General features: G+C 46.1%; 17 protein-coding genes and 6 pseudogenes. 14 read left to right on the top strand and 9 right to left on the bottom strand.

What is annotated here, in order from left to right; genetic code table 11:
* Positions 1-569: 569 nt before the first annotated feature.
* Together F4V72_RS06300 and F4V72_RS06295 are read left to right on the top strand one after the other, a co-directional pair.
* Positions 570-2,183, top strand: coding sequence for a peptide ABC transporter substrate-binding protein (locus F4V72_RS06300; RefSeq protein ID WP_053529026.1), 1,614 nt, complete (start codon positions 570-572; stop codon positions 2,181-2,183).
* A 304-nt stretch (positions 2,184-2,487) separates the two neighbouring features.
* Positions 2,488-3,357 (top strand): aldo/keto reductase, encoded by an 870-nt coding sequence (locus F4V72_RS06295; protein ID WP_053511171.1) that lies wholly within the window; start codon positions 2,488-2,490, stop codon positions 3,355-3,357.
* A 91-nt stretch (positions 3,358-3,448) separates the two neighbouring features.
* On the opposite strand, the pseudogene F4V72_RS06290 reads toward F4V72_RS06295, so the two are convergent.
* Positions 3,449-3,658: pseudogene (locus F4V72_RS06290) on the bottom strand (SDR family oxidoreductase); the annotation flags it as partial.
* Between F4V72_RS06290 and F4V72_RS06285 the strand changes: the two are divergent.
* The 3 genes and pseudogenes from F4V72_RS06285 to F4V72_RS06275 all read left to right on the top strand — a co-directional run.
* Positions 3,636-4,595, top strand: a pseudogene (locus F4V72_RS06285) (inverse autotransporter beta domain-containing protein); the annotation flags it as partial. The pseudogenes F4V72_RS06290 and F4V72_RS06285 overlap by 23 nt on opposite strands.
* A gap of 68 nt (positions 4,596-4,663) precedes the next feature.
* Positions 4,664-5,489 (top strand): annotated as a pseudogene (locus tag F4V72_RS06280) (ZirS family two-partner secretion-like system exoprotein).
* 95 nt (positions 5,490-5,584) lie between these two features.
* A complete protein-coding gene (locus F4V72_RS06275; protein ID WP_136058291.1) occupies positions 5,585-6,142 on the top strand; it encodes a thiol peroxidase in 558 nt (185 codons plus the stop codon).
* Positions 6,143-6,247: 105 nt separating this feature from the next.
* On the opposite strand, the pseudogene F4V72_RS06270 reads toward F4V72_RS06275, so the two are convergent.
* Both F4V72_RS06270 and F4V72_RS06265 read right to left on the bottom strand, forming a co-directional pair.
* Positions 6,248-6,594 (bottom strand): annotated as a pseudogene (locus F4V72_RS06270) (antibiotic biosynthesis monooxygenase family protein).
* Positions 6,595-6,620: 26 nt separating this feature from the next.
* A complete protein-coding gene (locus F4V72_RS06265; RefSeq protein ID WP_070801272.1) occupies positions 6,621-7,307 on the bottom strand; it encodes a B3/B4 domain-containing protein in 687 nt (228 codons plus the stop codon).
* A 43-nt stretch (positions 7,308-7,350) separates the two neighbouring features.
* On the opposite strand from F4V72_RS06265, the gene F4V72_RS06260 reads away from it, so the two are divergent.
* Entirely contained in the window at positions 7,351-7,953 is a 603-nt protein-coding gene (locus F4V72_RS06260; RefSeq protein ID WP_023246443.1) for a helix-turn-helix domain-containing protein, read from the top strand.
* Positions 7,954-8,038: 85 nt separating this feature from the next.
* On the opposite strand, the gene F4V72_RS06255 is transcribed toward F4V72_RS06260, so the two are convergent.
* Positions 8,039-9,070, bottom strand: coding sequence for a mechanosensitive ion channel family protein (locus F4V72_RS06255; protein WP_053511180.1), 1,032 nt, complete (start codon positions 9,068-9,070; stop codon positions 8,039-8,041).
* Between the two features lie 238 nt (positions 9,071-9,308).
* Here F4V72_RS06255 and F4V72_RS06250 point away from each other — a divergent pair, with 238 nt between their 5' ends.
* The gene (locus F4V72_RS06250; protein ID WP_023246441.1) at positions 9,309-9,563 is read left to right on the top strand and encodes a DUF2534 family protein; all 255 of its coding nucleotides are present in this window, start codon (positions 9,309-9,311) and stop codon (positions 9,561-9,563) included.
* A 54-nt stretch (positions 9,564-9,617) separates the two neighbouring features.
* On the opposite strand, the gene uspE is transcribed toward F4V72_RS06250, so the two are convergent.
* The 3 genes from uspE to ogt form a co-directional block, all read right to left on the bottom strand.
* On the bottom strand, positions 9,618-10,565 hold the full coding sequence (uspE, locus tag F4V72_RS06245) for a universal stress protein UspE (protein ID WP_001262140.1): 948 nt from the start codon (positions 10,563-10,565) through the stop codon (positions 9,618-9,620).
* A gap of 151 nt (positions 10,566-10,716) precedes the next feature.
* A complete protein-coding gene (gene fnr, locus F4V72_RS06240) occupies positions 10,717-11,469 on the bottom strand; it encodes a fumarate/nitrate reduction transcriptional regulator Fnr (RefSeq protein WP_000611914.1) in 753 nt (250 codons plus the stop codon).
* A gap of 208 nt (positions 11,470-11,677) precedes the next feature.
* Positions 11,678-12,193 carry a methylated-DNA--[protein]-cysteine S-methyltransferase gene (ogt, locus tag F4V72_RS06235; RefSeq protein ID WP_023246440.1) on the bottom strand — a complete coding sequence of 172 codons (516 nt, stop codon included), beginning with the start codon at positions 12,191-12,193 and terminating at the stop codon, positions 11,678-11,680.
* 463 nt (positions 12,194-12,656) lie between these two features.
* Here ogt and smrA point away from each other — a divergent pair, with 463 nt between their 5' ends.
* From smrA to dbpA, 5 genes are all read left to right on the top strand, one after another.
* Positions 12,657-13,220, top strand: coding sequence for a DNA endonuclease SmrA (smrA, locus tag F4V72_RS06230; protein ID WP_023246439.1), 564 nt, complete (start codon positions 12,657-12,659; stop codon positions 13,218-13,220).
* A gap of 412 nt (positions 13,221-13,632) precedes the next feature.
* The gene (locus tag F4V72_RS06225) at positions 13,633-14,790 is read left to right on the top strand and encodes a methyl-accepting chemotaxis protein (RefSeq protein ID WP_023246437.1); all 1,158 of its coding nucleotides are present in this window, start codon (positions 13,633-13,635) and stop codon (positions 14,788-14,790) included.
* Positions 14,791-14,932: 142 nt separating this feature from the next.
* Positions 14,933-15,916 carry a zinc transporter ZntB gene (gene zntB, locus F4V72_RS06220; protein WP_023246436.1) on the top strand — a complete coding sequence of 328 codons (984 nt, stop codon included), beginning with the start codon at positions 14,933-14,935 and terminating at the stop codon, positions 15,914-15,916.
* 275 nt (positions 15,917-16,191) lie between these two features.
* Positions 16,192-16,374, top strand: a complete 183-nt coding sequence (locus tag F4V72_RS24735) for a hypothetical protein (protein ID WP_071891303.1) — start codon at positions 16,192-16,194, stop codon at positions 16,372-16,374.
* 28 nt (positions 16,375-16,402) lie between these two features.
* Positions 16,403-17,776, top strand: a complete 1,374-nt coding sequence (dbpA, locus tag F4V72_RS06210; protein ID WP_053529034.1) for an ATP-dependent RNA helicase DbpA — start codon at positions 16,403-16,405, stop codon at positions 17,774-17,776.
* Positions 17,777-17,819: 43 nt separating this feature from the next.
* Here dbpA and ttcA read toward each other — a convergent pair whose 3' ends face one another.
* Both ttcA and F4V72_RS24360 read right to left on the bottom strand, forming a co-directional pair.
* The gene (ttcA, locus tag F4V72_RS06205) at positions 17,820-18,755 is read right to left on the bottom strand and encodes a tRNA 2-thiocytidine(32) synthetase TtcA (RefSeq protein WP_023246434.1); all 936 of its coding nucleotides are present in this window, start codon (positions 18,753-18,755) and stop codon (positions 17,820-17,822) included.
* Positions 18,756-18,814: 59 nt separating this feature from the next.
* Positions 18,815-18,910 (bottom strand): annotated as a pseudogene (locus F4V72_RS24360) (hypothetical protein); the annotation flags it as partial.
* Positions 18,911-18,946: 36 nt separating this feature from the next.
* Here F4V72_RS24360 and F4V72_RS06195 point away from each other — a divergent pair.
* Together F4V72_RS06195 and F4V72_RS06190 are read left to right on the top strand one after the other, a co-directional pair.
* Positions 18,947-19,054 (top strand): annotated as a pseudogene (locus tag F4V72_RS06195) (integrase core domain-containing protein); the annotation flags it as partial.
* A gap of 437 nt (positions 19,055-19,491) precedes the next feature.
* Positions 19,492-22,911: a DUF4765 family protein gene (locus F4V72_RS06190; protein WP_121768375.1), complete on the top strand. Its 3,420-nt coding sequence runs from the start codon at positions 19,492-19,494 to the stop codon at positions 22,909-22,911.
* Positions 22,912-23,019: the final 108 nt, after the last annotated feature.

Below are 23,019 nucleotides of genomic sequence, written 5' to 3'. Positions count from 1 at the left end.
TTTTCTTTATGTCATATGCAGCAAGGTTTAGACGTTGACTTAGATCACATATTAGCGAGCTAACTACTATAAAATCTTACACACCGCGATAGAGTGATGTGTGGAAGAATGAATGCGTCTGGTCGTCACATGTAAAATATGCTTGAGTATCTTCGACACTGATAGAAGGTTCACCAAAGGCCAGAAAGACGAAGAGTTTGAAAACTTCTGCTAATCAAGACCCTATTTCGTTTTTTCAGCCTTGCGCGCTCTGCTATGCCAGGACTCCATGAGATGACGAGACGTGGAGTTTATGACGTTCTTACCATCTAGTTAAATAGAAAACAGTGACGGGGGAGCACTCAGTATTCGTCAGTCATTCGGTTGTGAAAGATAGCGGTCATGAGATGTTCTGTCCAACAGGAATGAGAGAAGTCAAAAAAATATAGCCCAGCGGTATAAAGATCTGCGGAGCTTTTTTGATGGTATAGTGATTAACCCGAAGTGGGGTCGCTGTGTAAACACTGGATGAGATAAATCCTTATATTTCACTGTATTAGTAAAAATACTTTCTTCTTTGAGGAACTTCTATGAGGCATTCTGTTTCAGTAACCTGTTGTGCGCTGTTGGTTAGCAGCTTTTCCCTGGCATATGCTGCGGATGTTCCCGACGGAATGGTACTGGCAGAGAAACAAGAACTGGTGCGTCATATCAAAGATGAGCCAGCCTCATTAGATCCAGCGAAAGCCGTTGGGCTGCCTGAAATTCAGGTGATCCGCGATCTGTTTGAAGGGCTGGTTAACCAGAACGAAAAGGGTGAGATTATCCCTGGCGTCGCCAGCCAATGGAAGAGCAATGATAATCGTATCTGGACGTTTACGTTGCGGGATAATGCGCAATGGGCTGATGGAACGCCAGTGACCGCCCAGGATTTTGTCTATAGCTGGCAACGCCTGGTTGATCCCAAAACGCTTTCCCCCTTCGCCTGGTTTGCCGCTCTGGCTGGTATCACCAATGCGCAAGCCATTATCGATGGTAAAGCCACGCCTGACCAGCTTGGCGTCAGTGCTGTAGACGCGCACACTCTGCGTATTCAGCTTGATAAACCGTTACCCTGGTTTGCCAGTCTGACCGCCAATTTTGCCTTTTATCCGGTCCAAAAAGCGAATGTCGAAAGCGGCAAAGACTGGACAAAGCCGGGGAAACTGATCGGCAATGGCGCGTATGTGCTTAAAGAGCGCGTGGTAAATGAAAAACTGGTGGTCGTACCTAATACGTATTACTGGGATAACGCGAAAACGGTACTGCAAAAAGTGACATTTTTACCCATTAACCAGGAATCGGCTGCGACCAAACGTTACCTTGCCGGCGATATTGATATCACGGAATCTTTCCCTAAAAATATGTACCAGAAATTATTGAAAGATATTCCCGGGCAAGTTTATACGCCGCCGCAATTAGGGACTTATTATTATGCGTTTAATACGCAGAAAGGGCCGACGGCGGATTCCCGTGTTCGTCTGGCGCTAAGTATGACCATCGATCGCCGTTTGATGGCGGAAAAAGTCTTAGGTACCGGTGAAAAACCGGCCTGGCATTTTACGCCGGATGTCACGGCAGGATTTACGCCAGACCTTTCGCCGTTTGAGCAAATGAGTCAGGAAGAACTTAACGCCCAGGCTAAAACATTACTTCGTGCAGCAGGCTACGGATCGCAGAAACCGCTTAAATTAACTCTGCTTTACAATACGTCAGAAAACCATCAGAAAATCGCTATTGCGGTGGCGTCAATGTGGAAGAAAAATCTGGGGGTGGACGTGAAATTGCAAAACCAGGAATGGAAAACGTATATCGACAGCCGGAATACCGGTAATTTTGATGTTATTCGCGCCTCCTGGGTTGGCGACTACAACGAACCGTCGACTTTCTTGTCCTTATTAACGTCCACACATACGGGGAATATTTCACGCTTTGCTAATCCGGCTTATGACAAAATCCTGATGCAGGCGACGATGGAAAATACTGCCGAAGCGCGTAACGCGGATTATAATGCAGCGGAGAAAATCCTGACGGAACAGGCGCCTATAGCGCCTATTTATCAGTATACCAATGGACGGTTAATTAAACCGTGGGTAAAGGGATACCCCATTACTAACCCGGAAGATGTGGCTTATAGCCGTACAATATATATCGTGAAACACTGATCGGTACCGGCTACCTGATGATGTAAGGTGACCACAGCTAAACCCAAAGCTGGCGCGGCTTACAGCGCCAGTTTCTCCTTCAGAACAGCAACAGGTTTGCCTGTCGTTGCACTTTCCCAGCTTCCAGAAGTAGGCTAGCCAACGACCTTGTCCTTCACTGCTGGTTAAGCGTTTTGATGCAATAAAAAATTTGTACAACTGTTATTAATGAACTTTTTGCATAAATATAATCGGATTTAATATACTCATTGTACCTGTATTTTGCTCCTGTAATGGCGTCTTTACGACGAAAGGGTGTTTTACCGTGGAATATTCAGAATTAAGTAACAACCTCAAAATGCCTATGGTTGGTTTTGGCGTTTTTAAGGTAACCGACAAAGAAGAATGTAAGCAGTCAGTGTTAAGTGCTATTCGCACCGGTTATCGCCTTATCGATACCGCCGCGGTATACGGCAATGAAGATGCCGTTGGTGACGCTGTTCGTGAAGCCATCGCGACAGGTCTGTGTACCCGTGAGGAGTTATTTATTACTTCTAAACTGTGGGTGCAAGATATGGCTAACTACGATATGGCCAAAGCAGGTATTGAAGCGTCGCTAAAAAAATCAGGGTTAGAATATTTTGATCTCTATTTACTGCATCAGGCAATGCGCGACTATTTCAGCGCGTGGCGTGCACTGGAAGATGCCTGGGAGGCGGGTAAACTGAGAGCCATTGGCGTATCCAATTTCTATGCTCATGTGTTAGCAAACTTCTGCGAAACCGTCAGAATTACGCCAATGGTAAACCAGGTCGAATTGCATCCATACTTTGCACAACCTGCCGCGCTGGAAACCATGAAGCACTATAACGTTCAGCCTGAAGCCTGGGCACCGTTAGGCGGCGGGAGACATACACCGTATGAAAATGAAATGCTCCGAAGGATTGCCGATGCTCATCAAAAGACCGTCGCCCAGGTTGTCCTGCGTTGGAACGTGCAACGTGGTGTCACGGTCATTCCTAAATCCACTCGACAGGAACGTATTGAAGAGAACTTTGCCATCTGGGATTTCTCTCTGACGGATAACGAAATGGCTCAAATCAACGCTCTTGATTTAGGCTATGTTGGCGAAGCGGTGAAGCATTTTAATCCTGAATTTGTTCGCGGTTGTCTTGGCGTTAAAATCCATGACTGATCGCGGCGCTTGCTGATGTTTTCTCGCATTAGCCATTCATAATACCGGTTACCGGGGAATAGACGGCAACCGTGTGATATTCGCCTGGTCGTCAGGCACCGAAGGCACCATCGATGGTGTGCATTGCGCCGGTGACGAAAGAGGCTTCCGGGCCGGCCAGCCATGCCACCATTCCTGCCACTTCTTCAGGTTTCCCGTGTCGTTTGATCGCCATGAAACTGTACATCAGCTCTTTCATTGGGCCATCTTCCGGATTAATGTCGGTATCGATGGGGCCAGGCTGCACAACGTTTATCGTAATTTCCCATTTACGTGGCGGCGTTGGCGGGGAAGTCTATAAAGACAGTCTGGCCTTTTCCGGCAACTATTATTTCCCTCTTACCGGCTGGAAAACGTCAGCAGCGCATGAATTCCATGATGAGCGTCCGGCGTATGGTTTTGATCTGCGAACAAAAGGCATGTTCCCCGATTTTCCCTGGTTCAGCGGCGAGTTGACATATGAACAGTATTACGGGGATAAAGTTGATCTGTTGGGTAACGGTACGTTAAGCCGGAATCCCCGCGCCGCAGATGCGGCTTTGGTCTGGAATCCTGTCCCTTTGCTTGAAGTCAGAGCAGGATATCGGGACGCCGGTAACGGCGGATCGCAGGCAGAGGGCGGTCTGAGAGTCAACTATTCCTTTGGTACGCCGTTACCTGAACAGCTTGATTACCGCAACGTTGGGGCGCCGTCAAACACGACAAATCGGCGTGCCTTTGTCGATCGCAATTACGATATCGTCATGGCGTATCGGGAGCAGGCCAGTAAAATCCGCATTACGGCAATGCCGGTGTCAGGCTTGTCCGGGACGCTGGTTACATTAATGGCGACGGTAGATAGCCGTTACCCGATCGAGAAGGTTGAGTGGTCGGGTGATGCGGAGCTTATCGCTGGACTTCAGCTTCAGGGGAGCCTGGGCAGCGACCTTATCCTCCCACAACTTTCGCTGACGGCAACTGATGAAGCCACCGGAAGCGTTACTGCGCCAGTCGTCGGAACAGAAATGCGAGCCAGAACGCTTTGTATAAACAATATGGACTGTACCGATGCGTTCAATTATCAGTGGGAAATCTCGGATGAAATGAAATCCTGGAAATCTGTACCGGGGGCGACAAAGGCCACCTGGCTTCTTCCTTATAGCCTTAACGGAGAATCGCTACAGAATAAATATATCCGCGTCAGAATTATTTCTGATTAGGAAAATGCTAAGGGTAATACCGCAACCTCTGATGCGAATTAATGTTTTAAAAAGGATCAACAGTGCGCATGTCGAAACATAATCTTATTATTTATAGCTTACTTCTGGCGGCTATGCCGATAAGCGTCTCGGCGGATTCGTCGACAACGTCCGCGGCAACCGTCGGGATGCTTTCTCCTCCTACGGCGCCGAGCGTTGGGCACAGACCTGGCTCGCCGCTGAGTGATTATGGGTTGGAATTGAATGGGTATTATGGGTATGTTGAATCATATATACCTATACCAGGCATGCTTTTAAAATCAAGAATGGTTGGGAGAGTCCGTGATCCTGATACTTAAAAATATCAAGCTAATGAAACGGCCACCACAGTATGTACGTATTATCGCGTTGAGAAAGATGATTCACAGCATGAGCTTCTACGTGAAAAACCATGTAAATATGCAATTGTTATCAGCGAAGATAATGTAGTTTCGAAGATAAGAATTGAGCATTATAACGAAACAGATATGGTCTCAGCACCAGGATATACGCCTGTGCCGATGGTTTCTGAACTCCATTCTATTGAAACAAAACGTATAGTTAAATTGAGTTCAGATTTATCTGTCATTAGTGCAGATAAATCTTTACTGATGCCAGGAGAGAGTGCTGTTGTGAAAATTATTGTTAAAGATATAAATAATAATCCCATAACTAATCTCAATCTCCAGTGTGGGCATATTCCAACAGGAAATTGGAATAGTCGGTGCGATATCAAAACCGGGGGTAATCCCGGAGAGTATATTCAGACGGTAACTTATAATGGAGGTTCAAATGGAGAGTTGAGATTAACATATAGATATTTTGGGGGAATTGATTAAAGATAAATTTACTATCTCCGGGATAATAAAAAAGTAGAGTGAAAATAGCAATGAATAGTGGGTTGGCTTTTATATCACTTATCTTATTATGGATGTTCGCCTGGGTCTTTAGCAGATTGCTAAATAATTATTATGGCTAAAATAATACAAACGTTAAAAGGAGAAATTTTTATGACACCAGCAACAACACAAGATTATATCTTATTGGGTCAGGAGCACTCTGTGACCTTTGGCAAAACGCAACTGACGCTCAAACCCGGTATACTGGCTGAAGGTGAACCATTACCCTGCACAAAGGGACTGGTGAGCCATGATTTATTGCCGGGTTACTGTATCCCGGGTATAAAAAAACTGATTATTGTCGTCCCATCACTGGATACGCCAGTTTGTGAATGGCAGGTAAAAGAGTATAGTGACCACCTTAAATCAGCGGGCAGTCACTCAAATCGGGCGGTGTATGTGTTGAGTATGGATACGCCATTTGCCCAGGCCCGTTTTATTCGCGATCATGATATTCATCCAGGCATAGTCTTTGTCTCTGACTACGCTTGCCGCCAGTTTTTGGATAATTCAGGACTGAAAATTAATGAGCTCAGTATTTTTGCCAGAGCGTTGATTGAGTGCGATGAAAATAATATGGTTACGCGTGTCATCGTACCGCGAGATATCACTCATATTCCTGCCTGCTAATAGTTTGTATGAACATAGCTCCTGCACGGTGAGCCGGATTATCGGCAGCTCCGGGGAGTAGACTTTTATATGCGCCTTCCTGTACTACGAAGGCGTAAACTCATACTATTGCATAACGCTATAAGGAACTGAAAATGACGCCAGCGGATGGGGCAGGTTAACGTTATGGCTCCCCTGAATTTCTGCAATAATCGTCTGGTAGCCGGAAAGCCACTTATGACTTTGAGATTTGGCTTGCTGGTGCTGTAAATTGTTTATCAAGAGCTCCATCGATTCGCGGGTCTGCCAGTAGTAATTGTTAATCACTCTTCCGCTGGCGGCATCGGTATAGCTTTCCATACCAATATAGCCATCAATAGACTGCGTATAGCGCTCAATCCAGCCATCCAGTTGATAAAACTCTTCGTCGTACTCTTTTTTTCGAAAATAAAACTCGTCAGAAACAGCGACATAGTATTTCTCCTGTTACGCATATCAATCAAACACCCATCAACGTGGATTCAAAACGTAAACCCGGCATCATTTTTTCAAGGCCGTCAGTCAGCATGTTTCCTGCCGCGTACAATTCATCAACTGGCATTTCCGGCAAGCTTTCAAGGATAAACCACATCGTTTTATCTGAAGCGCTTAGTCGGGTACGTACTCCCTGACGCCAGTTCCAGCGCCGACAGGTGACGCCTCTGTCATCGCGCCAGATAACTTCGCCCGGTTCTGGCGACTCGGTGACGGGTTGTCCTTCTTTCAGGGTATCAAATGTTTCACTACCGTCAGCGAAAACCAGTCGCGGCGATCCACAATAAGCCGCGCTATTTTCGCCGCCTACCGGCACGGCATAGCGCAGGCTCACAGCGTTATAAAGATCAACTACCGGGTCCAGCGCCGCCATTGTTCCATCCTTCAACACGCGTTTTCGTAGCGCTTCTGCCGAGCAGGGGGTGCGCTTTGGTTTTGCGCCGAATGCTTTAAACACCGCATTCCAGGCGTCTATATGCGCCTGTCCCCACGCAGGCTGGCCGTTAAGTACGGTCTGGCAGGCCTCTTTTAACGCGATTTCTCCAACCTGCGCATCGCGAACCGGAGCGGCAATAACATTAATACTTAATGCACGAAAGCCGGGAGCGATACGGGCCAGTTCCGGGCTGATTGACGGTAACATAGAAGACATCGCATAATCCTGTAATGACTATTTTATTCTATGATATCGACCAATGACCAAAAAAGTCAACTTATCGACTGCGGCAGGCGCCGACGTCAGCACAATAAACGAAGCTGTTTCCCAACGTATCAAACAATTTCGTAGCCAAAAAAAGATGTCGCTGGATGAGCTTGCGCGGCGTTCCTGCGTCAGTAAAGGAATGCTGGTGGAAATTGAAGGCTGTAAAGCCAATCCGAGCATTGCTCTGTTGTGTAAGATCGCGGCTGCAATGGGGGTGTCCGTGGCGGATTTTGTCAACGTCGCCAGCGAGCCGATAGTACATCTTATCGACCGGGATGCTATTCCGGTATTGTGGCGCGGCGAGAAAGGCGGCAGCGCGAAGCTGATGGCGGGAACCAGCGGGCCGGATATGCTGGAACTCTGGCAATGGATAATGCATCCTGGTGAACAGTTTGAATCGGCAGGACATCCGGCCGACACCTGTGAATTACTGTTTGTTAATCAGGGAACACTGACGTTAACGGTCGACGATAGACGCTTTATTATTCGGGAGGGCTGCTCCGCTGTAGCCAGAACCGATATGCCTCATGCCTACTTTAACGACACTAAGGAGGTGCTTGAATTTACCATGACAGTGAATGAAAAGAGCCGTTGATCACCGTGAGGAAGGCGCTAACAACCCGTCACCAGGGCAGGGAAGCCTCGGTGCCCGATAAGCGTTATCGGGCGCCGACTATCTTTTATTTTATCGCAGGCGCGGCCTCTGGGTCATCGATATATAGCGTCTGGCTTGGGAAGGCGAAGTCAGCGCCGTTTTCCTGGACAATCGCAATAATTTTCAGGTAAACATCCTGCTGTACGGCAAGCCATTCCTGCCATACTGTCGTTTTGGTAAAGCAATACACCATAATATTCAGCGAAGAGTCGGCGAATTCATTAAAATAGACCAACAGCGTCTGTTTCTGATCGATATCACTGTGCGCCTGCAGCATGTTTCTGATGGCATCCACGATGAGGCCAATTTTGTCGGCATCTTCGTAACGTAATCCAATAACTGTTTTAATTCGACGGTTGGTCATTCGTCCCGGGTTTTCAACACTAATGGATGAAAAGACGGAGTTCGGAACATACAGCGGGCGGTGGTCGAATGTGTTAATTCGGGTAATTCGCCAGCCGATTTCGGCGACTGTACCTTCGATATTTCTGTCAGGAGAGCGAATCCAGTCTCCGATACTGAAGGGGCGATCGAAATAGAGCATAATACCGGAGAAAAAATTGCTCAGGACATCTTTGCCCGCCATACCAACAGCGATACCGCCGATACCGCCAAAGGTCAGCAGACCGGACAGACTCATGCCAAAATGTTCGCCATACAGTAAGACAATCGCGACAATAATGGTAATTTTTATGACCCGCGCCAGGATACGGGTACTGGTGACATCTCTACCTTTATTGACCTGTGCTTTTTCAAACTGGTTAATAATCAGGAACAGTTTTATCGTCAGAATAAGCGCAATGAGCGAAGTGCAGATAAAATCAATGATCCCGGAAGAGATAAACCGCAAATTATAATCTTCAATAGCATTATTCAGGATGCTCCCAATGGTTCCAATTATAATCGCGTAAATAAAAAACTGCGCAGCATGGAACGTGAATCCTTTCTTCCACTGTACATTACGGCTCAGCCAAAATCTCACAACCAGTAACGCCATGCCGCAACTGAAAAGTATCGCCAGATTAAACGCGTTTTTGAGAAAAAATTCAGTGAACATTATTGTTTTCCGCTCCTTCCTACGATAACAGCTCAGAATGACCTGATTAACAGGTATTTTACCCAGGATAAACGCGCAGATCATCGATAAGTAAAAAGAAGAAGTAGTGCTATCAGCTTTAATTTCAGCGGCTTACTTTTTATGTAAATACAATGTCACGTTTTATGGGGCAGACATCGCGTGATTGTCATGGTATTGTTGCCATCAGGTAACAAAGTCATCTGTAAAGGACGATACTATGATCATGATGAAGCTGAAATCAGCGAAGGGGAAAAAATTTCTGTTATGCCTGCTGGTCGTGTTTATCGTTGCGGCCTCGGTGGTAACGCGCGCGACTATCGGCGGTGTGATTGAGCAATACCATATTCCGCTGTCCGAGTGGACAAGTTCCATGTATGCCATCCAGTCGGCAATGATTTTCGTTTACAGTCTGGTGTTCACTATTCTGCTGGCTATTCCTTTGGGGATCTATTTCCTCGGCGGAGATGAGTAACATTAATGAGGTATTGGCCGGATGGCAGCGCCATCCGGCAGGGCGGAAGAGGAATTAATCGTCCTCATCGTCAAGTTCAACCGGCGTCTGATACTCATCAGGCTTAATGACTAGCAGGTCGCAGCGCAGATGGTCAATGACCTGTTCTGCCGTGTTTCCCAGAAACGCGGCCGAGAGTCCGGTACGTCCAACAGTGCCAAGCACAACGATTCCCGCCTGGAGATGTTCGGCAAGATCCGGGATAACTTCTTCCGGCAAGCCTTTTTCCACATGTGTAACTTTCTCATCGATGCTGAATTTCTGGCGCAGCGCTTTCATCGCCAGTAAATGCTGGCCTCTGATGGCGTCGTTATACACGCTGGGATCAAATTCCGGCAGCTCAATGGCGATATTGATTGGCGTAACGGGGTAGGCGCCGACCAGGTGCACTTCGGTATGATTAACCTGCTCTGCCAACTGTAAGGTCTCTTTTACCAGCTTTTCGTTGAGAGCATTGTGATAGGGCTCTTCGCTTGCCAGGTTCACGGCGACCAGTGCTTTACCACCTTCTGGCCACGGCTGATCTTTGACCATCCACACGGGGCTTGGGCATTTGCGCAGTAAATGCCAGTCGGTAGGGGTGAAAATGACCGCTTCCAGTCGATCGTGCTGATGCGCCATTTTCAACACCAGATCGTGACTGCTGGCGATAACCTCCTGGATGATGGCCTCAAAGGGACGATTGTGCCAGACCACTTTAATTTCAATGGGGACACCGGCTTCAAGATAATATTTCGCCTGCTCACGTATCCAGGCTGTGCGTTGGCTTATTACACCCTGACGCATTGCGGTACGTTCGTCAGGAGAAAGCAGGGTGGTCATCTCATACGAGAAATCATAAATAGGCAGAAAAGCTTTAATTTTGCCGCCAATCCGTTGATGCAAATAAACTGCTCGCCGTAATGCGGGTTGATCGTCCTGGTTGGGATCGATGACCACCAGCATATTTTGATACATAGCCATACAGGGTCTCCTTACAACTGTCATCGCAGTTTGTAACTAAAGAGTAACTCAAATATGGTGAATGAAACAGAGGGAAGCGCTTCTGCCAGATCAATAAATCAGAAAAATTTAACGATATGGCAGAAGATGACATCAATGGTTTAGCTGATATTTAAGCGACGTTGCGTGTATGACCGGCCAGGGCCGCCAGCGCATCGCTGTTTTCAATAGTAATATACTTACCTTTCACCGCCAGCATACCGCTTTTCTGGAAACGGCCCAGCAGACGGCTAATGGTTTCGACCGTTAAGCCAAGGTAGTTGCCGATATCGCCACGGGTCATCGTCAGGCGGAATTCACGCGGTGAAAAACCACGCTGCGCAAAGCGACGGGACAGGTTGTAAATAAACGCGGCCAGACGTTCTTCGGCGTTTTTCTTCGACAATAACAGGATCATATCCTGATCGCCTTTAATTTCACCGCTCATCAGGCGCATCATTTGCTGACGCAGGTTAGGCATTTTTCCGGACAGGTCATCCAGCGTCTCAAAGGGGATTTCACATACCATAGAGGTTTCCAGCGCTTGCGCAAAGCTCGGATGATGACCGCTGCCAATGGCGTCAAAACCCACCAGGTCACCTGCTAAATGGAATCCAGTAATCTGTTCATCGCCTTGCTCGGTAATGGTGTAGCTTTTAATCGTTCCGGAGCGGATAGCATAGAGCGATTTCAGTTCATCACCTGCTTTAAACAGAGTTTGCCCTTTCTGAATGGGCTTTTTGCGCTCAATGATATTATCAAGCTGATCAAGCTCATGCTCGTTAAGTGTGAACGGGATGCAAAGCTGGCTGATACTGCAATCCTGGCAATGGATAGCACAACCGCCAGACTGAATGCGCCGTATAATTCGCTTTTCCGGGATCATAGGTCTGCATCATAGGTCTGCTCAAGCCGTAATTGATATTTGTCAATTTTAACATCTTTTTGGTGAGCGCGTAAGTCTGAGCTATCCCGGAGAAGGAATAATTCAAGTATAAGTTTAATGAATGTTTGTATCTATTTGAAAATACGTAACTTATTTGTGGTTGCTTTACATGAAAGTGTGATCGATAAGGCACTTTTTGCCTGTATATTCATAATAAAAGATAGCCTTCATGGCGTAATAGCCACTCTTTTCGCTCTACGCCGCCAGCGTATCCGGTCATAGTGCCGTTACGCCCGATGACGCGATGACATGGAACGACAATACTGATTGGGTTCGCGCCATTTGCAGCACCGACTGCGCGTGCGGCGCCCGGACGTCCCAGTTGCTCCGCCAGTTGACCATAGTGCATCACCTGCCCGCAGGGGATAGTGCGCAAAGCCTGCCATACTTCTCGTTGAAAAGGCGTGCCCCCCGTGGCGGTCTCCAGGGTATCAATTACGGCGAGATTGCCTGCAAAATAATCTGCAAGTTTATCGCTGAGCCCACCGGGGTTAGTCGCAGAAATGCGTTCATGGCCTTCGTGACGGTAGTGTATGTCAAGCAGTTGCTCCATACGATCGCGGTACTGTTCCCACTCAACGGCCCGCAGTCGAAACTGCTCATCGCAAACCACCCATAACGGACCTAATGGCGTGGCTATCTTCTCTTCAAGTAATCTTAGCATCCGTTCTCTCACATCGTCTTAGTCTAACGTAAGAGACAAGATATCATGCCGGGAATACCCGCAACCATACTCCTTAAAAGATAGTCAGGGATAACACATTTAGCGACAGTAATATCGTTGGCGGAGAAAAATGGAGCCTGGCGACATCGTCCAGGCCCGAGAGGAGATATCGTGCGCTTTCCTTAACTATAGACACGCTATTTTTCGGTTGGCGTGTAACATATTTATAACTAATTTTTAAAGCGTTCGCTATTACTATGAGTGATTGATTACAATAAATCTTATCTCAAACTCACGGAGTTAACTGGAGTTAAAATATGACTTTATTAGCGTTAAAATACACTGGGGCGAGGCGGTTTATTTCATTACATTGTCGCTGTTATTGGAAATAACTGTAAACCGTTGTCGGTATAACAGGGCGCGGTTATGATAGCGGCTGTCGCAAAACGCTGGAGGATGAATCATGAACCTTGACGATAAAGCGCTGTTTCTTGACGCCATGGAGGATGTCCAGCCGCTGAAACGCCATACTGATGTACACTGGCAGCCAACGCGTAATCTTAAAACGCCCCAGCGTATCGACACGCTTCAGCTTGATAATTTTCTGACGACGGGATTTCTGGATATTCTGCCGCTGAATGAACCGCTGGAATTTCGTCGGGAAGGATTGCAGCAAGGTGTCATCGACAAATTACGCAGTGGGAAATACCCTCAGCAGGCCAGCCTCAATTTGCTACGCCAGCCGGTCGAAACGTGCCGCAAACTGCTGTTTCGTTTTATCCTGGAGGCGCAGAAGGAAGGCTTACGTAATGTCCTGATCATTCATGGTAAAGGGCGAGAGGCGAAGTCGCATGCCAATATCATCCGAAGCTATGTGGCTCGCTGGTTGACAGAGTTTGAGGATGTACAGGCTTATTGTTCGGCGCTGCCGCACCATGGCGGCGGCGGGGCATGTTATGTTGCGCTACGTAAAACGGTGCAGGCTAAACAGGATAACTGGGAGCGTCATGCGAAGCGCAGTCGGTAAATCGTTGCCGCTGGCGGACAGGACCGCCAGCGCAGGTTCGCGCAAACCCGGTTTCATGCCTGATATAACGCCTCATCCAAACGCTTAAGATTCTGCAAGAGAACGGGTTATAACCAGACTGTCCGCGGTAATAGCACGGAAAACATTAATTCGCTTATTTAAGCATCTATTAAAACGTACTCTTATCCAGCTTAACTGTTAAGCGGAAAATGGTGATAACGGCATCACTTGTTATTGAGGATGGATGAATATCCTGGTATAGCGAAGGTGTGTGAATTTATCTGTCGCACTAAGCGAAATGGCGATGGTCTGGTGTTGAATATGGAGAATGTGAAAGAAACGAATGGCAATACATATCTGAAATGCTATAAAAATAAAACCTATCTCTTATCCTGGTTGTAGGCTATCAAAAATGTTAAGAAATGTTAGCATCAGGACATGTATTATTCTATTTATGGTATGTACGTTTCTATTGGTGGATGCTTTACAAATAACTTTTTTGAATGATCTTCGTATTTTAATTACGTTTAATATCATCTATCTTGCCTCAATATTACTGCTTTGGTGGTATATAACCTATTATCTGGTTGTACCTATTAATACCGTTAAGAAAAGTATTGAAGAGGTCACGGCAGGAAACTTGTCTATTCATATATCCGAATTTGGCAATAATTGCGCCGGGCGGCTGATTCCCGGTATTAATAGCCTGTCAGATAATATTTCCGCGCTGGTGAACGAAATCAGATCCTCTTCACAAACGGCAATGACGCTTTCTGAGCAACTGGCGGCGCGCAGTATGGCGCTATCCGTAAAGACGGAACAGCAGTCGGCCTCGTTAATTCAAACTGCCGCCAGTATGGATGAAATGGCGGCGAGCACCAAAAACAATGCGGATAATACCCGAATGGCGAGCATTCAGGCGGATTGTGCAACTCAATGCGCCCGTAAAGGCGGCGAATTAATGGTGCGGGTTGCAGAAAATATGCGTTCTATTACCGACTGTGCGTCGCAGATGACAGAGATTATTTCGTTGATTGACGGTATCGCATTTCAGACCAATATTCTGGCGCTTAACGCGGCGGTAGAGGCTGCGCGGGCGGGCGATCATGGAAAAGGTTTTTCCGTGGTGGCCGGGGAAGTGCGTAATCTGGCGCATCGTAGCGCCGAGGCGGCAAAAAGTATCAAAGCGCTTATCGACGTTACGCATGACAATGTTCGGCAGGGGGCTGCTATTGTGCAGGAAGCTGAAAAAAATATGGAGGAGATTGTCGGCGGCTCCGGGCAATTAAACTTGCTGATGAGTGAAATTTCCACCACCACACGGGAGCAGGAAAAAGGCATAAACCAGATAACTCTGGCGTTGAGTGATCTGGAAAGCGCAACCCATAGCAATGTTTTAATGGTTGAAGCGTTATCTGCTTCCTCGGATGTTTTGAAGGCGCAGGTGATCGAGTTACAGACTAAAACCAACAAATTTCGCTTGGGTCAGCCGGGTTACAGCGAACACGCGCTGTCGCGCCCTCATGCTTCGTCTCTCTCTACCATCACCAGTCGCGGTCAGTCCTGGTAATACATTTTTGGTAAGCGCCTGTTGCTAAGGTGCTTTTTTCGCACGTTCCCGTCATTCTTTTTGCGTAATGAGAAAATGAGAGATTGCTTAACCTTTCTCGAAAGCTAGACTAACGGCATGAGAGTCGTAACGTGGAGGCGCTGTGGAAGCCATTAAGGGATCGGATGTGAACGTGCCGGATGCCGTTTTCGCATGGCTATTGGATGGTCGTGGTGGAGTAAAACCGCTCGAAGATAATGATGTGATCGATAGCCAGCATCCCTGTTGGCTACATCTTAATTATACCCACCCGGACAGCGCCCGCTGGTTGGCTTCAACGCCTTTGCTCCCCAATAACGTGCGTGATGCGCTGGCAGGTGAAAGTTCGCGTCCGCGCGTAAGCCGTATGGGGGAAGGGACGCTCATTACGCTGCGTTGTATTAATGGCAGTACTGATGAACGCCCGGATCAATTGGTGGCAATGCGTTTATATATGGATGAGCGGCTCATTGTGTCTACCCGTCAGCGAAAGGTTCTGGCGCTGGACGATGTGGTCAGTGATTTGCAGGAAGGCGCCGGGCCAGCAGATTGCGGTGGCTGGTTAGTCGATGTGTGCGATGCGTTAACCGATCATGCCAGTGAATTTATTGAACAACTGCACGATAAAATTATCGACCTGGAAGATAACCTTCTTGACCAGCAGATCCCGCCGCGTGGCTTCCTGGCGTTATTACGTAAGCAATTGATTGTCATGCGGCGCTATATGGCGCCGCAGCGCGACGTTTACGCCCGGCTTGCGAGCGAACGTTTGCCGTGGATGAGCGACGATCACCGGCGCAGAATGCAGGATATCGCCGACAGGCTGGGAAGAGGGCTGGATGAAATTGACGCTTGTATCGCGCGTACTGGGATCATGGCGGATGAAATTGCCCAGGTGATGCAGGAGTCTCTGGCGCGCAGAACTTATACCATGTCGCTTATGGCGATGGTTTTTCTGCCCAGCACTTTCTTAACGGGGTTATTTGGCGTCAACCTGGGCGGTATTCCCGGCGGCGGGTGGCGGTTCGGCTTTTCGCTGTTTTGTATTCTGTTAGTTGTCCTGATCGGTGGTGTTACTTTATGGTTGCATCGCAGTAAATGGTTGTAACATCAGCGCTTTTCAGACCGTTCTGGATGAAAAAAGGCCGAGAAATTTGAGCGAAGTCAATAAACCATCTACCTATTCGGGGCAATATCTCTCTCGCAGGTGAATGCAACGTCAAGCGATGGGCGTTGCGCTCCATATTGTCTTACTTCCTTTTTTGAATTACTGCATAGCACAATTGATTCGTACGACGCCGGCTTAGATTAGTCGGCTTTTTTTTGCTTGCAGGATATCAGCGTCTACCCTTTAAGAGTCTGATTGACATTCCGGAGGGTAATATGAGCTATCTTTTGACCTTATTGTATCAGCACTCGTCCTTGTCGGACCCGATTCCCACCGATCCTGTTCCCATTCCCGAACCGCTTCCTCGTCCTCAACCAATGCCCGATCCGCCGCCCGACGAAGAACCGATTAAAATGTCGCATCAAACGCCCGGATCTGCGAGGATACGCGCCTGCTGACTATAAGTCGTTACCGCGAGAGTAAATTGTGACCGCTTTTTCAACCCTGAATGTTCTGCCCGCCGCCCAGCTCAATAACCTTAATGAGCTGGGCTATCTTGAGATGACGCCTGTTCAGGCTGCGGCATTACCGGCCATTCTGGCGGGTAATGATGTGCGTGTGCAGGCAAAGACCGGTAGCGGTAAAACGGCGACCTTTGGTCTTGGACTCTTGCATCGAATTGACGTCAGCCTGTTTCAGACGCAGGCGTTGGTGCTGTGCCCGACGCGGGAGCTTGCGGATCAGGTTGCCGGAGAGCTGCGTCGTCTGGCCCGTTTTCTGCCAAATACCAAAATTCTGACCTTATGCGGCGGACAACCTTTTAGCGTGCAGCGCGACTCTCTTCAGCACGCGCCGCATATCATTGTCGCGACACCGGGGCGCCTGCTGGATCATTTACAAAAAGGAACCGTATCGCTGGATGCCCTGCATATCCTGGTAATGGATGAAGCGGACCGAATGCTGGACATGGGATTCAGTGATGCCATTGATGAGGTGATCCGCTTTGCGCCCGCGGCGCGCCAGACGTTGTTGTTTTCGGCGACCTGGCCTGAGGCTATCGCGGCGATTAGCAGTCGTGTACAGCAACAGCCAATGTGTATTGAAATCGATACGGTAGATGCGCTACCGGCTATCGAACAACAATTCTTCGAAACGTCTACGCATGAAAAAATTTCGCTGCTGCAAACGTTGCTTAGCCAACATCAGCCAGCCTCCTGTGTGGTGTTTTGCAATACCAAAAAAGATTGTCAGGCCGTTTGTGATGCGCTTAATGCGGCAGGGCAAAGCGCATTGGCGCTACACGGCGATCTGGAACAACGCGACCGCGACCAGACGTTGGTACGTTTTTCGAATAGCAGCGCGCGCATTCTGGTTGCCACCGACGTTGCTGCGCGAGGGTTAGACATTAAATCGCTCGAACTGGTAGTTAACTATGAACTGGCCTGGGACCCCGAGGTTCATGTTCATCGTATTGGCCGTACGGCGCGCGCAGGAAGCAGCGGTCTGGCGATCAGTTTCTGCGCGCCGGAAGAGGCGCAGCGGGCGAATATTCTTTCAGAAATGTTGCAACTCAAGCTGAACTGGCTGAATGCGCCCGCCCAGCAGCCGTTGCTTCCTCTGGTCGCAGAGATGGCGACCCTATGTATTGACGGCGGTAAAAAAGCGAAAATGCGTCCGGGAGATATTTTGGGTGCGCTGACTGGCGATATTGGATTAGACGGGGCGGATATCGGCAAAATTAACGTTCATCCAATGCACGTTTACGTCGCCGTACGTCAAGCGGTAGCGCAAAAAGCCTGGAAGCAGTTGCAAAACGGGAAGATCAAAGGCAAGTCATGCCGGGTACGACTATTAAAATGATCGATAGCATGGCGTCTCAGCGGAGTGCTGAGACGCCTGCAAATTATTTCACTTCGATAACATCAAGCCGCAACGCGTCTAAGGAAGTGTCATCTTCTTCCGGCTGCCAGCCAGCGGGCTGCAATGGAATCTCTTCACGATCGAACGCTAAATCGCCGCCGTCGACTACCTCGGAACCGTGAGCGATGCCTTTGAAATCGAACAGATTAGTGTCACAAAGGTGAGACGGCACGACATTCTGCATGGCGCTAAACATCGTCTCGATCCGTCCAGGATAGCGTTTATCCCAGTCGCGCAGCATGTCGGCAATTACCTGGCGTTGCAGGTTGGGTTGCGAACCGCACAGATTACAAGGAATGATAGGGAAGGCTTTGGCCTCAGCAAAACGGACAATATCTTTCTCGCGGCAGTAAGCCAGCGGGCGGATCACGATATGTTTGCCGTCATCGCTCATCAGCTTCGGCGGCATCCCTTTCATTTTTCCGCCATAGAACATATTCAGAAACAGGGTTTGCAGAATATCGTCGCGATGGTGGCCCAGGGCGATTTTGGTCGCGCCCAGTTCAGTCGCGGTACGATACAGGATACCGCGACGCAAACGCGAGCACAGCGAGCAGGTGGTTTTTCCTTCCGGAATCTTCTCTTTAACAATACCGTAAGTGTTTTCTTCAACTATTTTATATTCTACGCCCAACTGCTCAAGATAGGCTGGCAGGATATGTTCCGGGAAGCCCGGTTGTTTTTGATCAAGGTTGACGGCGACCAGTGAAAAATTGATCGGGGCGCTTTGCTGCAAATTACGTAAAATTTCCAGCATTGTATAGCTATCTTTACCGCCAGAAAGGCAAACCATAATGCGATCGCCTTCTTCAATCATATTGAAATCGGCAATCGCTTCGCCAACGTTACGGCGCAGACGCTTTTGCAACTTGTTCAGGTTGTACTGTTCTTTCTTTGTAACTTGCTGATTATCTTGCATTATTTACTTTCTCAGGAACAAAAATGGGCATAATAAATGATGGCCGGCAGGCAAAGTATTTGCGTATGGTACGGATTACAGCGATGAATGCCAGCACGTTTTACAGCGGCGTTCCATCTGGTGCCCAGCCTGTTCACCGGGTAATGCGATTTCTGTAAGGCAAAATGGAGTTCGCCTGTTAAATAACGTTTCTCGACCAGTGGCGCAGAGAATATAATCATGAGAGATCGCATTCATCATTAAATGACATGACTCCGACGGGGTTTATCCGAAGTCTTCAGAAAGACGAAGATCTCTGATGTATCACTACACTGATTTTGGGCCAGGGTCAGTACCGCTTGATGAGTATGGTGATGTAAATGAATGTGTTAAAGTAGAGATAGTCATCTTTTCTTATAACTGGACTAATCTGATAGTTAATTTAATTGTGTGGACATTTTTCAATGGATAACTAAATTACTTTCATTGAATGTAATTTAATAGTTAACTATATAATCTATGGCTGTTTTCTCTTATATTTGTGATGTATATAACAAATCAGGCGGTTTATCTAATAGATAACTCAGTGGGTTGTATTTTTGTTGACTGTATGTTGGTTAAAGTACGCTTGCATAAACATAATGATATTTTTATTTAAAAACCAATCAACACTCTGTGTATTAACGTACTTCTAGTTAGATCTGATACCTGGCGTTTGTTCTTATTATATCATCCGCAATTTTTACAGGAGGGAATAATGCCCGTAACATTAGAACATGTATCTTCCAGAACGGTACAGCAGAAGTTAAATACAAAAGGTATCAGAACTTGGGACACCATACAGTACCTTTCAGCTTTGGATGGAGCGCATAAGGATACTGTTTTTCATGAACAAATATCTAATCTACCCGAAGAGTATATTCATCTGGATGAAATGGCCCGAGATGAAAAAGAATATAGCTTAAATATTTATGAGTTCTTCTTTGAGTCAACGTCTGAAATTATATGTGAAGATATTAAATCAACTTTAGATTTTTATTATTTGAATAGTCCAACATTTCGGCGGTTGGTTAATTATAGAGTCGATTATAGTATAAATAACGATATTGATACCAGTAAGTGTGAAGTAATAGTATCCCCAAATTATAGTTATGAAAATGCTGAAGGGAGTCGTGTGTATTTATCGTTGCCGTTTAATAAGAAAGGTTTTCCTATCGATCCTGAATCTAACGACTGTGATAATAATATATCATCAGAAAAAGTATTGTTAGATTTATTTTTGAAGCATATTTTATACGATGATTTGAAAGCGGATCATGATGTTACAAATATATATTCTAATGTTATTTATAAGGAAATTGATTCTACGGCTATGGCACATGCATCGTTGTGTTTTTCTCAGGCAGCGGTGAGCGATGGGCATGAGTTATTTAATATTGACAGCGTAACTACTCTACCTAAAAGTACTGAGCAAATCATATTTGAGGGAAAGGAAATACAAAAAGAAATTTTATCCTATTTTGAAAGGAGTAATAATTTTCAGCCAGTCACCGTTCATAAGATGGAGAGAAATATAAAAAATATCGCAGTAACGGGTTTATTACTATCATCCAGATTAACAATAGCAGACGGTAATGGGCTAAAAAATGATAATTCAGAAGACAAGAATAATTTTCCATCCAATAAAGAACAACTGAGATATGCAAGGGCTCTCCCGGAGGATCATTCCGCCCCAAATATGGAGCCTCATCCGTTAGGTAAGATGATAGATGAAATAGTCAAACATTCTTCATTTGCTGCAGGATTGCCACTTCTCGAAATGCTCAAAAAACTTGGAGATGAGCAGTTGATGAATGATTATAAAAGAGGCTATCATGAATTACTTGTATTTTCTCAAACAGGGCAGTGGACGCATGGTGGAAGAAGACTTGCTGCTGAATATATGTTCAAGGGCCTTATAATTCATTTGAATGAGATTGAAATACTTCTTAATAATGGAAGCAAGGTTTCTTTTGAGTATTTTGTAAAAGAACATATTGAACATCAATATAAAATATATGGGTTAATCGCTCGTGATATGCTGGTTCATCCTTTATATATTAGTTCCAGAATTTTAGCAACCAGACAAATTGCATCTGTCCTGGCAAATGAAAGCCATTATACGAAAGTACTAAATCAAAAATTTCCAGAGGTTTCGAGTTCAAACTTTGATACTTTCTATGGCAAGGAGGCTATTTTTACAGCATTAAATATTGTGAATTTTTACAGAAAAGAAAAAAGGATGTCCACATTTAACACTAAAAAGATGAAAGATCTTTTTAAGCGAGTTCAATTAGTAATACATCATTTATCCAGGAATGGTGGTGATAAAATATTGCTTAGCCCTGATGGCATAAAATATAATTTTAGCATCATGCGTAATATTATTCATTTGTGTACAAAGATAACTGGTCCAGTTAATGATAAAAAAATAAATGCCCTATCAAGAAAAATTGTGGTTAATAATGAATTTTCCAGACATATTAAGTCTTTGTTTCCCAGAGGGAACGGATTTTTAGAGCTTTTAATGAAGGCCGCTATCGATACACAACTAAATTGGGCGGAAAAATATTATAGAGCAGAGACACATGTCAAAGATCATATGCAAGACTGTGATCTATTAGGGTTAATGAATATAAATAAAATGTTGCGAGATACAGTTGTTGGGCTTATTCATGAGATTAGCGATATTGTACAATCGAGTTGGCTGACAGCAGAAGATCAACATGAAAAACAGGTTCAGTCTCTCGAAGCGTTCAAAAGGAAAGTCTCATCCATGGATGGCGGACAAGCTTTCGTGTATGGTTTTAATAAAGTCATTCAGGAGGGGCTATGGGGATTAATTGAATTGAGTTTTGATGTTGATGATACCGCTCATCATCGAACAGTTTCCTCACTAAGTCCAGCATCAAGATCAGGGCTTCATTTTTTAGGAACTATCTGGAATATTGTAATGAGTTTTGTCCCCGGTTTTAATGCGCTAGCTGGTACCAGCAGTATTCTCAATCGGGCTATTGTGGAAAACTCTGCTGATGTATGTGGATACATTCAGGATGTTATACGTATTGGTATGGAGGCTGCTCCTGTTGCAGAAGCGAAGTTTACAGAAAGGGCGTCGAATGCAAAATATACTGGTCTCCGCTTTGTTGAAAGTAAGATAGAGACTGGTGTAATAAAAGCGCCGATTCAAAAAGGTAGTAATTATAAAGTTATAGAGTCAATAGAAGATATTGATTTTATTTATCAAAAGAGCAATCGGAAAATTCTTGAGTTAAATCCAGAGGGAAGTGATGGACTCTATCGCGCTACAGGGTTTGATAAAGAAACGCATGGTTATTATAAACAGTCAGGAGAAGGCTTTTACAGAAAGCAAAAATCATTTCTACCGTCGTCCGCGGAAAATCCGAATACAATAAGATATAATGACAGAGAAATAGTTTTGACTAAAGACCCTGCATCAGAAATTTATCAGGGAACCTTTTCTGATACCGGGAAAAATGCGGGTATTACCTTTTACAGAAGTTCTGACGGTAAATTTTATCAGGTATCAGGACTGAAAGGGGGAGGGCCTATACGACATGTTGATAAACCTTATTCGGAGTTGAGAGAAGGAGATATTGGTTATGATGAGGATCTTCTGGATATTTCCGATGATTCACCACTACTGGAGGACATGCTGCCTTCCCTGTCAGAAGAATTATATCCTACATCAGAAGAAAATGTGCAAAGTGTCTATAAAAAACTCCAGAGTGGGGATACTGCAGCAGGTGAGATTGAAGTTGTATTATGCAGGGGGACAACTGGCCCGCAGGCTGAAAATATTGTTAAGTTTAAAACAGCAGGAGGTGTGGAGGGGCCCGATCCAAATATATTGCCTGTCTCTGTAGAAACCGCCAGGGAGCAGGTTCGGAGTGGAAGAGTGGTACCTGAATTTACAACAGATCTTAGTGTTGCAGATAGATTTAGCAGGGAGCATCATCTTATTATCGTTAAGACAAAAGTGAAATATCTTACGCGAGGCAGTACAAGTGAAAGCGGTTGGGTTATGCCACATACTGCACCAGTGGAACCTGTTGGTATCATTGACCGGACGTATGGTCATGCAGAAAATATCGGACAGGCAAACGCTTCTAAGTAAGCAGAGCCTCAGAACCAGGATGGACATCATAAATGGTGACCGGAAGGGCAGACAGCACTTCCGGGTATATGTCTGTTGAAAAACAGCTTGTACAGAATGGCTACAGGT

Source organism: Salmonella enterica subsp. diarizonae (genome assembly GCF_008692785.1).
Classification (GTDB): domain Bacteria; phylum Pseudomonadota; class Gammaproteobacteria; order Enterobacterales; family Enterobacteriaceae; genus Salmonella; species Salmonella diarizonae.
This window is presented reverse-complemented; position numbering and strand designations above follow the sequence as displayed.

What these genes read in the sequence shown, in the direction of transcription:
- F4V72_RS06300 (WP_053529026.1), top strand. Translation starts at nt 570, where the DNA reads ATGAGGCATTCTGTTTCAGTAACCTGTTGTGCGCTGTTGGTTAGCAGC.
- F4V72_RS06275 (WP_136058291.1), top strand. Translation starts at nt 5,585, where the DNA reads ATGGCTAAAATAATACAAACGTTAAAAGGAGAAATTTTTATGACACCA.
- F4V72_RS06265 (WP_070801272.1), bottom strand. Translation starts at nt 7,307, where the DNA reads ATGTCTTCTATGTTACCGTCAATCAGCCCGGAACTGGCCCGTATCGCT.
- F4V72_RS06260 (WP_023246443.1), top strand. Translation starts at nt 7,351, where the DNA reads ATGACCAAAAAAGTCAACTTATCGACTGCGGCAGGCGCCGACGTCAGC.
- F4V72_RS06255 (WP_053511180.1), bottom strand. Translation starts at nt 9,070, where the DNA reads ATGTTCACTGAATTTTTTCTCAAAAACGCGTTTAATCTGGCGATACTT.
- F4V72_RS06250 (WP_023246441.1), top strand. Translation starts at nt 9,309, where the DNA reads ATGATCATGATGAAGCTGAAATCAGCGAAGGGGAAAAAATTTCTGTTA.
- uspE (WP_001262140.1), bottom strand. Translation starts at nt 10,565, where the DNA reads ATGGCTATGTATCAAAATATGCTGGTGGTCATCGATCCCAACCAGGAC.
- fnr (WP_000611914.1), bottom strand. Translation starts at nt 11,469, where the DNA reads ATGATCCCGGAAAAGCGAATTATACGGCGCATTCAGTCTGGCGGTTGT.
- ogt (WP_023246440.1), bottom strand. Translation starts at nt 12,193, where the DNA reads ATGCTAAGATTACTTGAAGAGAAGATAGCCACGCCATTAGGTCCGTTA.
- smrA (WP_023246439.1), top strand. Translation starts at nt 12,657, where the DNA reads ATGAACCTTGACGATAAAGCGCTGTTTCTTGACGCCATGGAGGATGTC.
- F4V72_RS06225 (WP_023246437.1), top strand. Translation starts at nt 13,633, where the DNA reads ATGTTAAGAAATGTTAGCATCAGGACATGTATTATTCTATTTATGGTA.
- F4V72_RS24735 (WP_071891303.1), top strand. Translation starts at nt 16,192, where the DNA reads ATGAGCTATCTTTTGACCTTATTGTATCAGCACTCGTCCTTGTCGGAC.
- ttcA (WP_023246434.1), bottom strand. Translation starts at nt 18,755, where the DNA reads ATGCAAGATAATCAGCAAGTTACAAAGAAAGAACAGTACAACCTGAAC.
- F4V72_RS06190 (WP_121768375.1), top strand. Translation starts at nt 19,492, where the DNA reads ATGCCCGTAACATTAGAACATGTATCTTCCAGAACGGTACAGCAGAAG.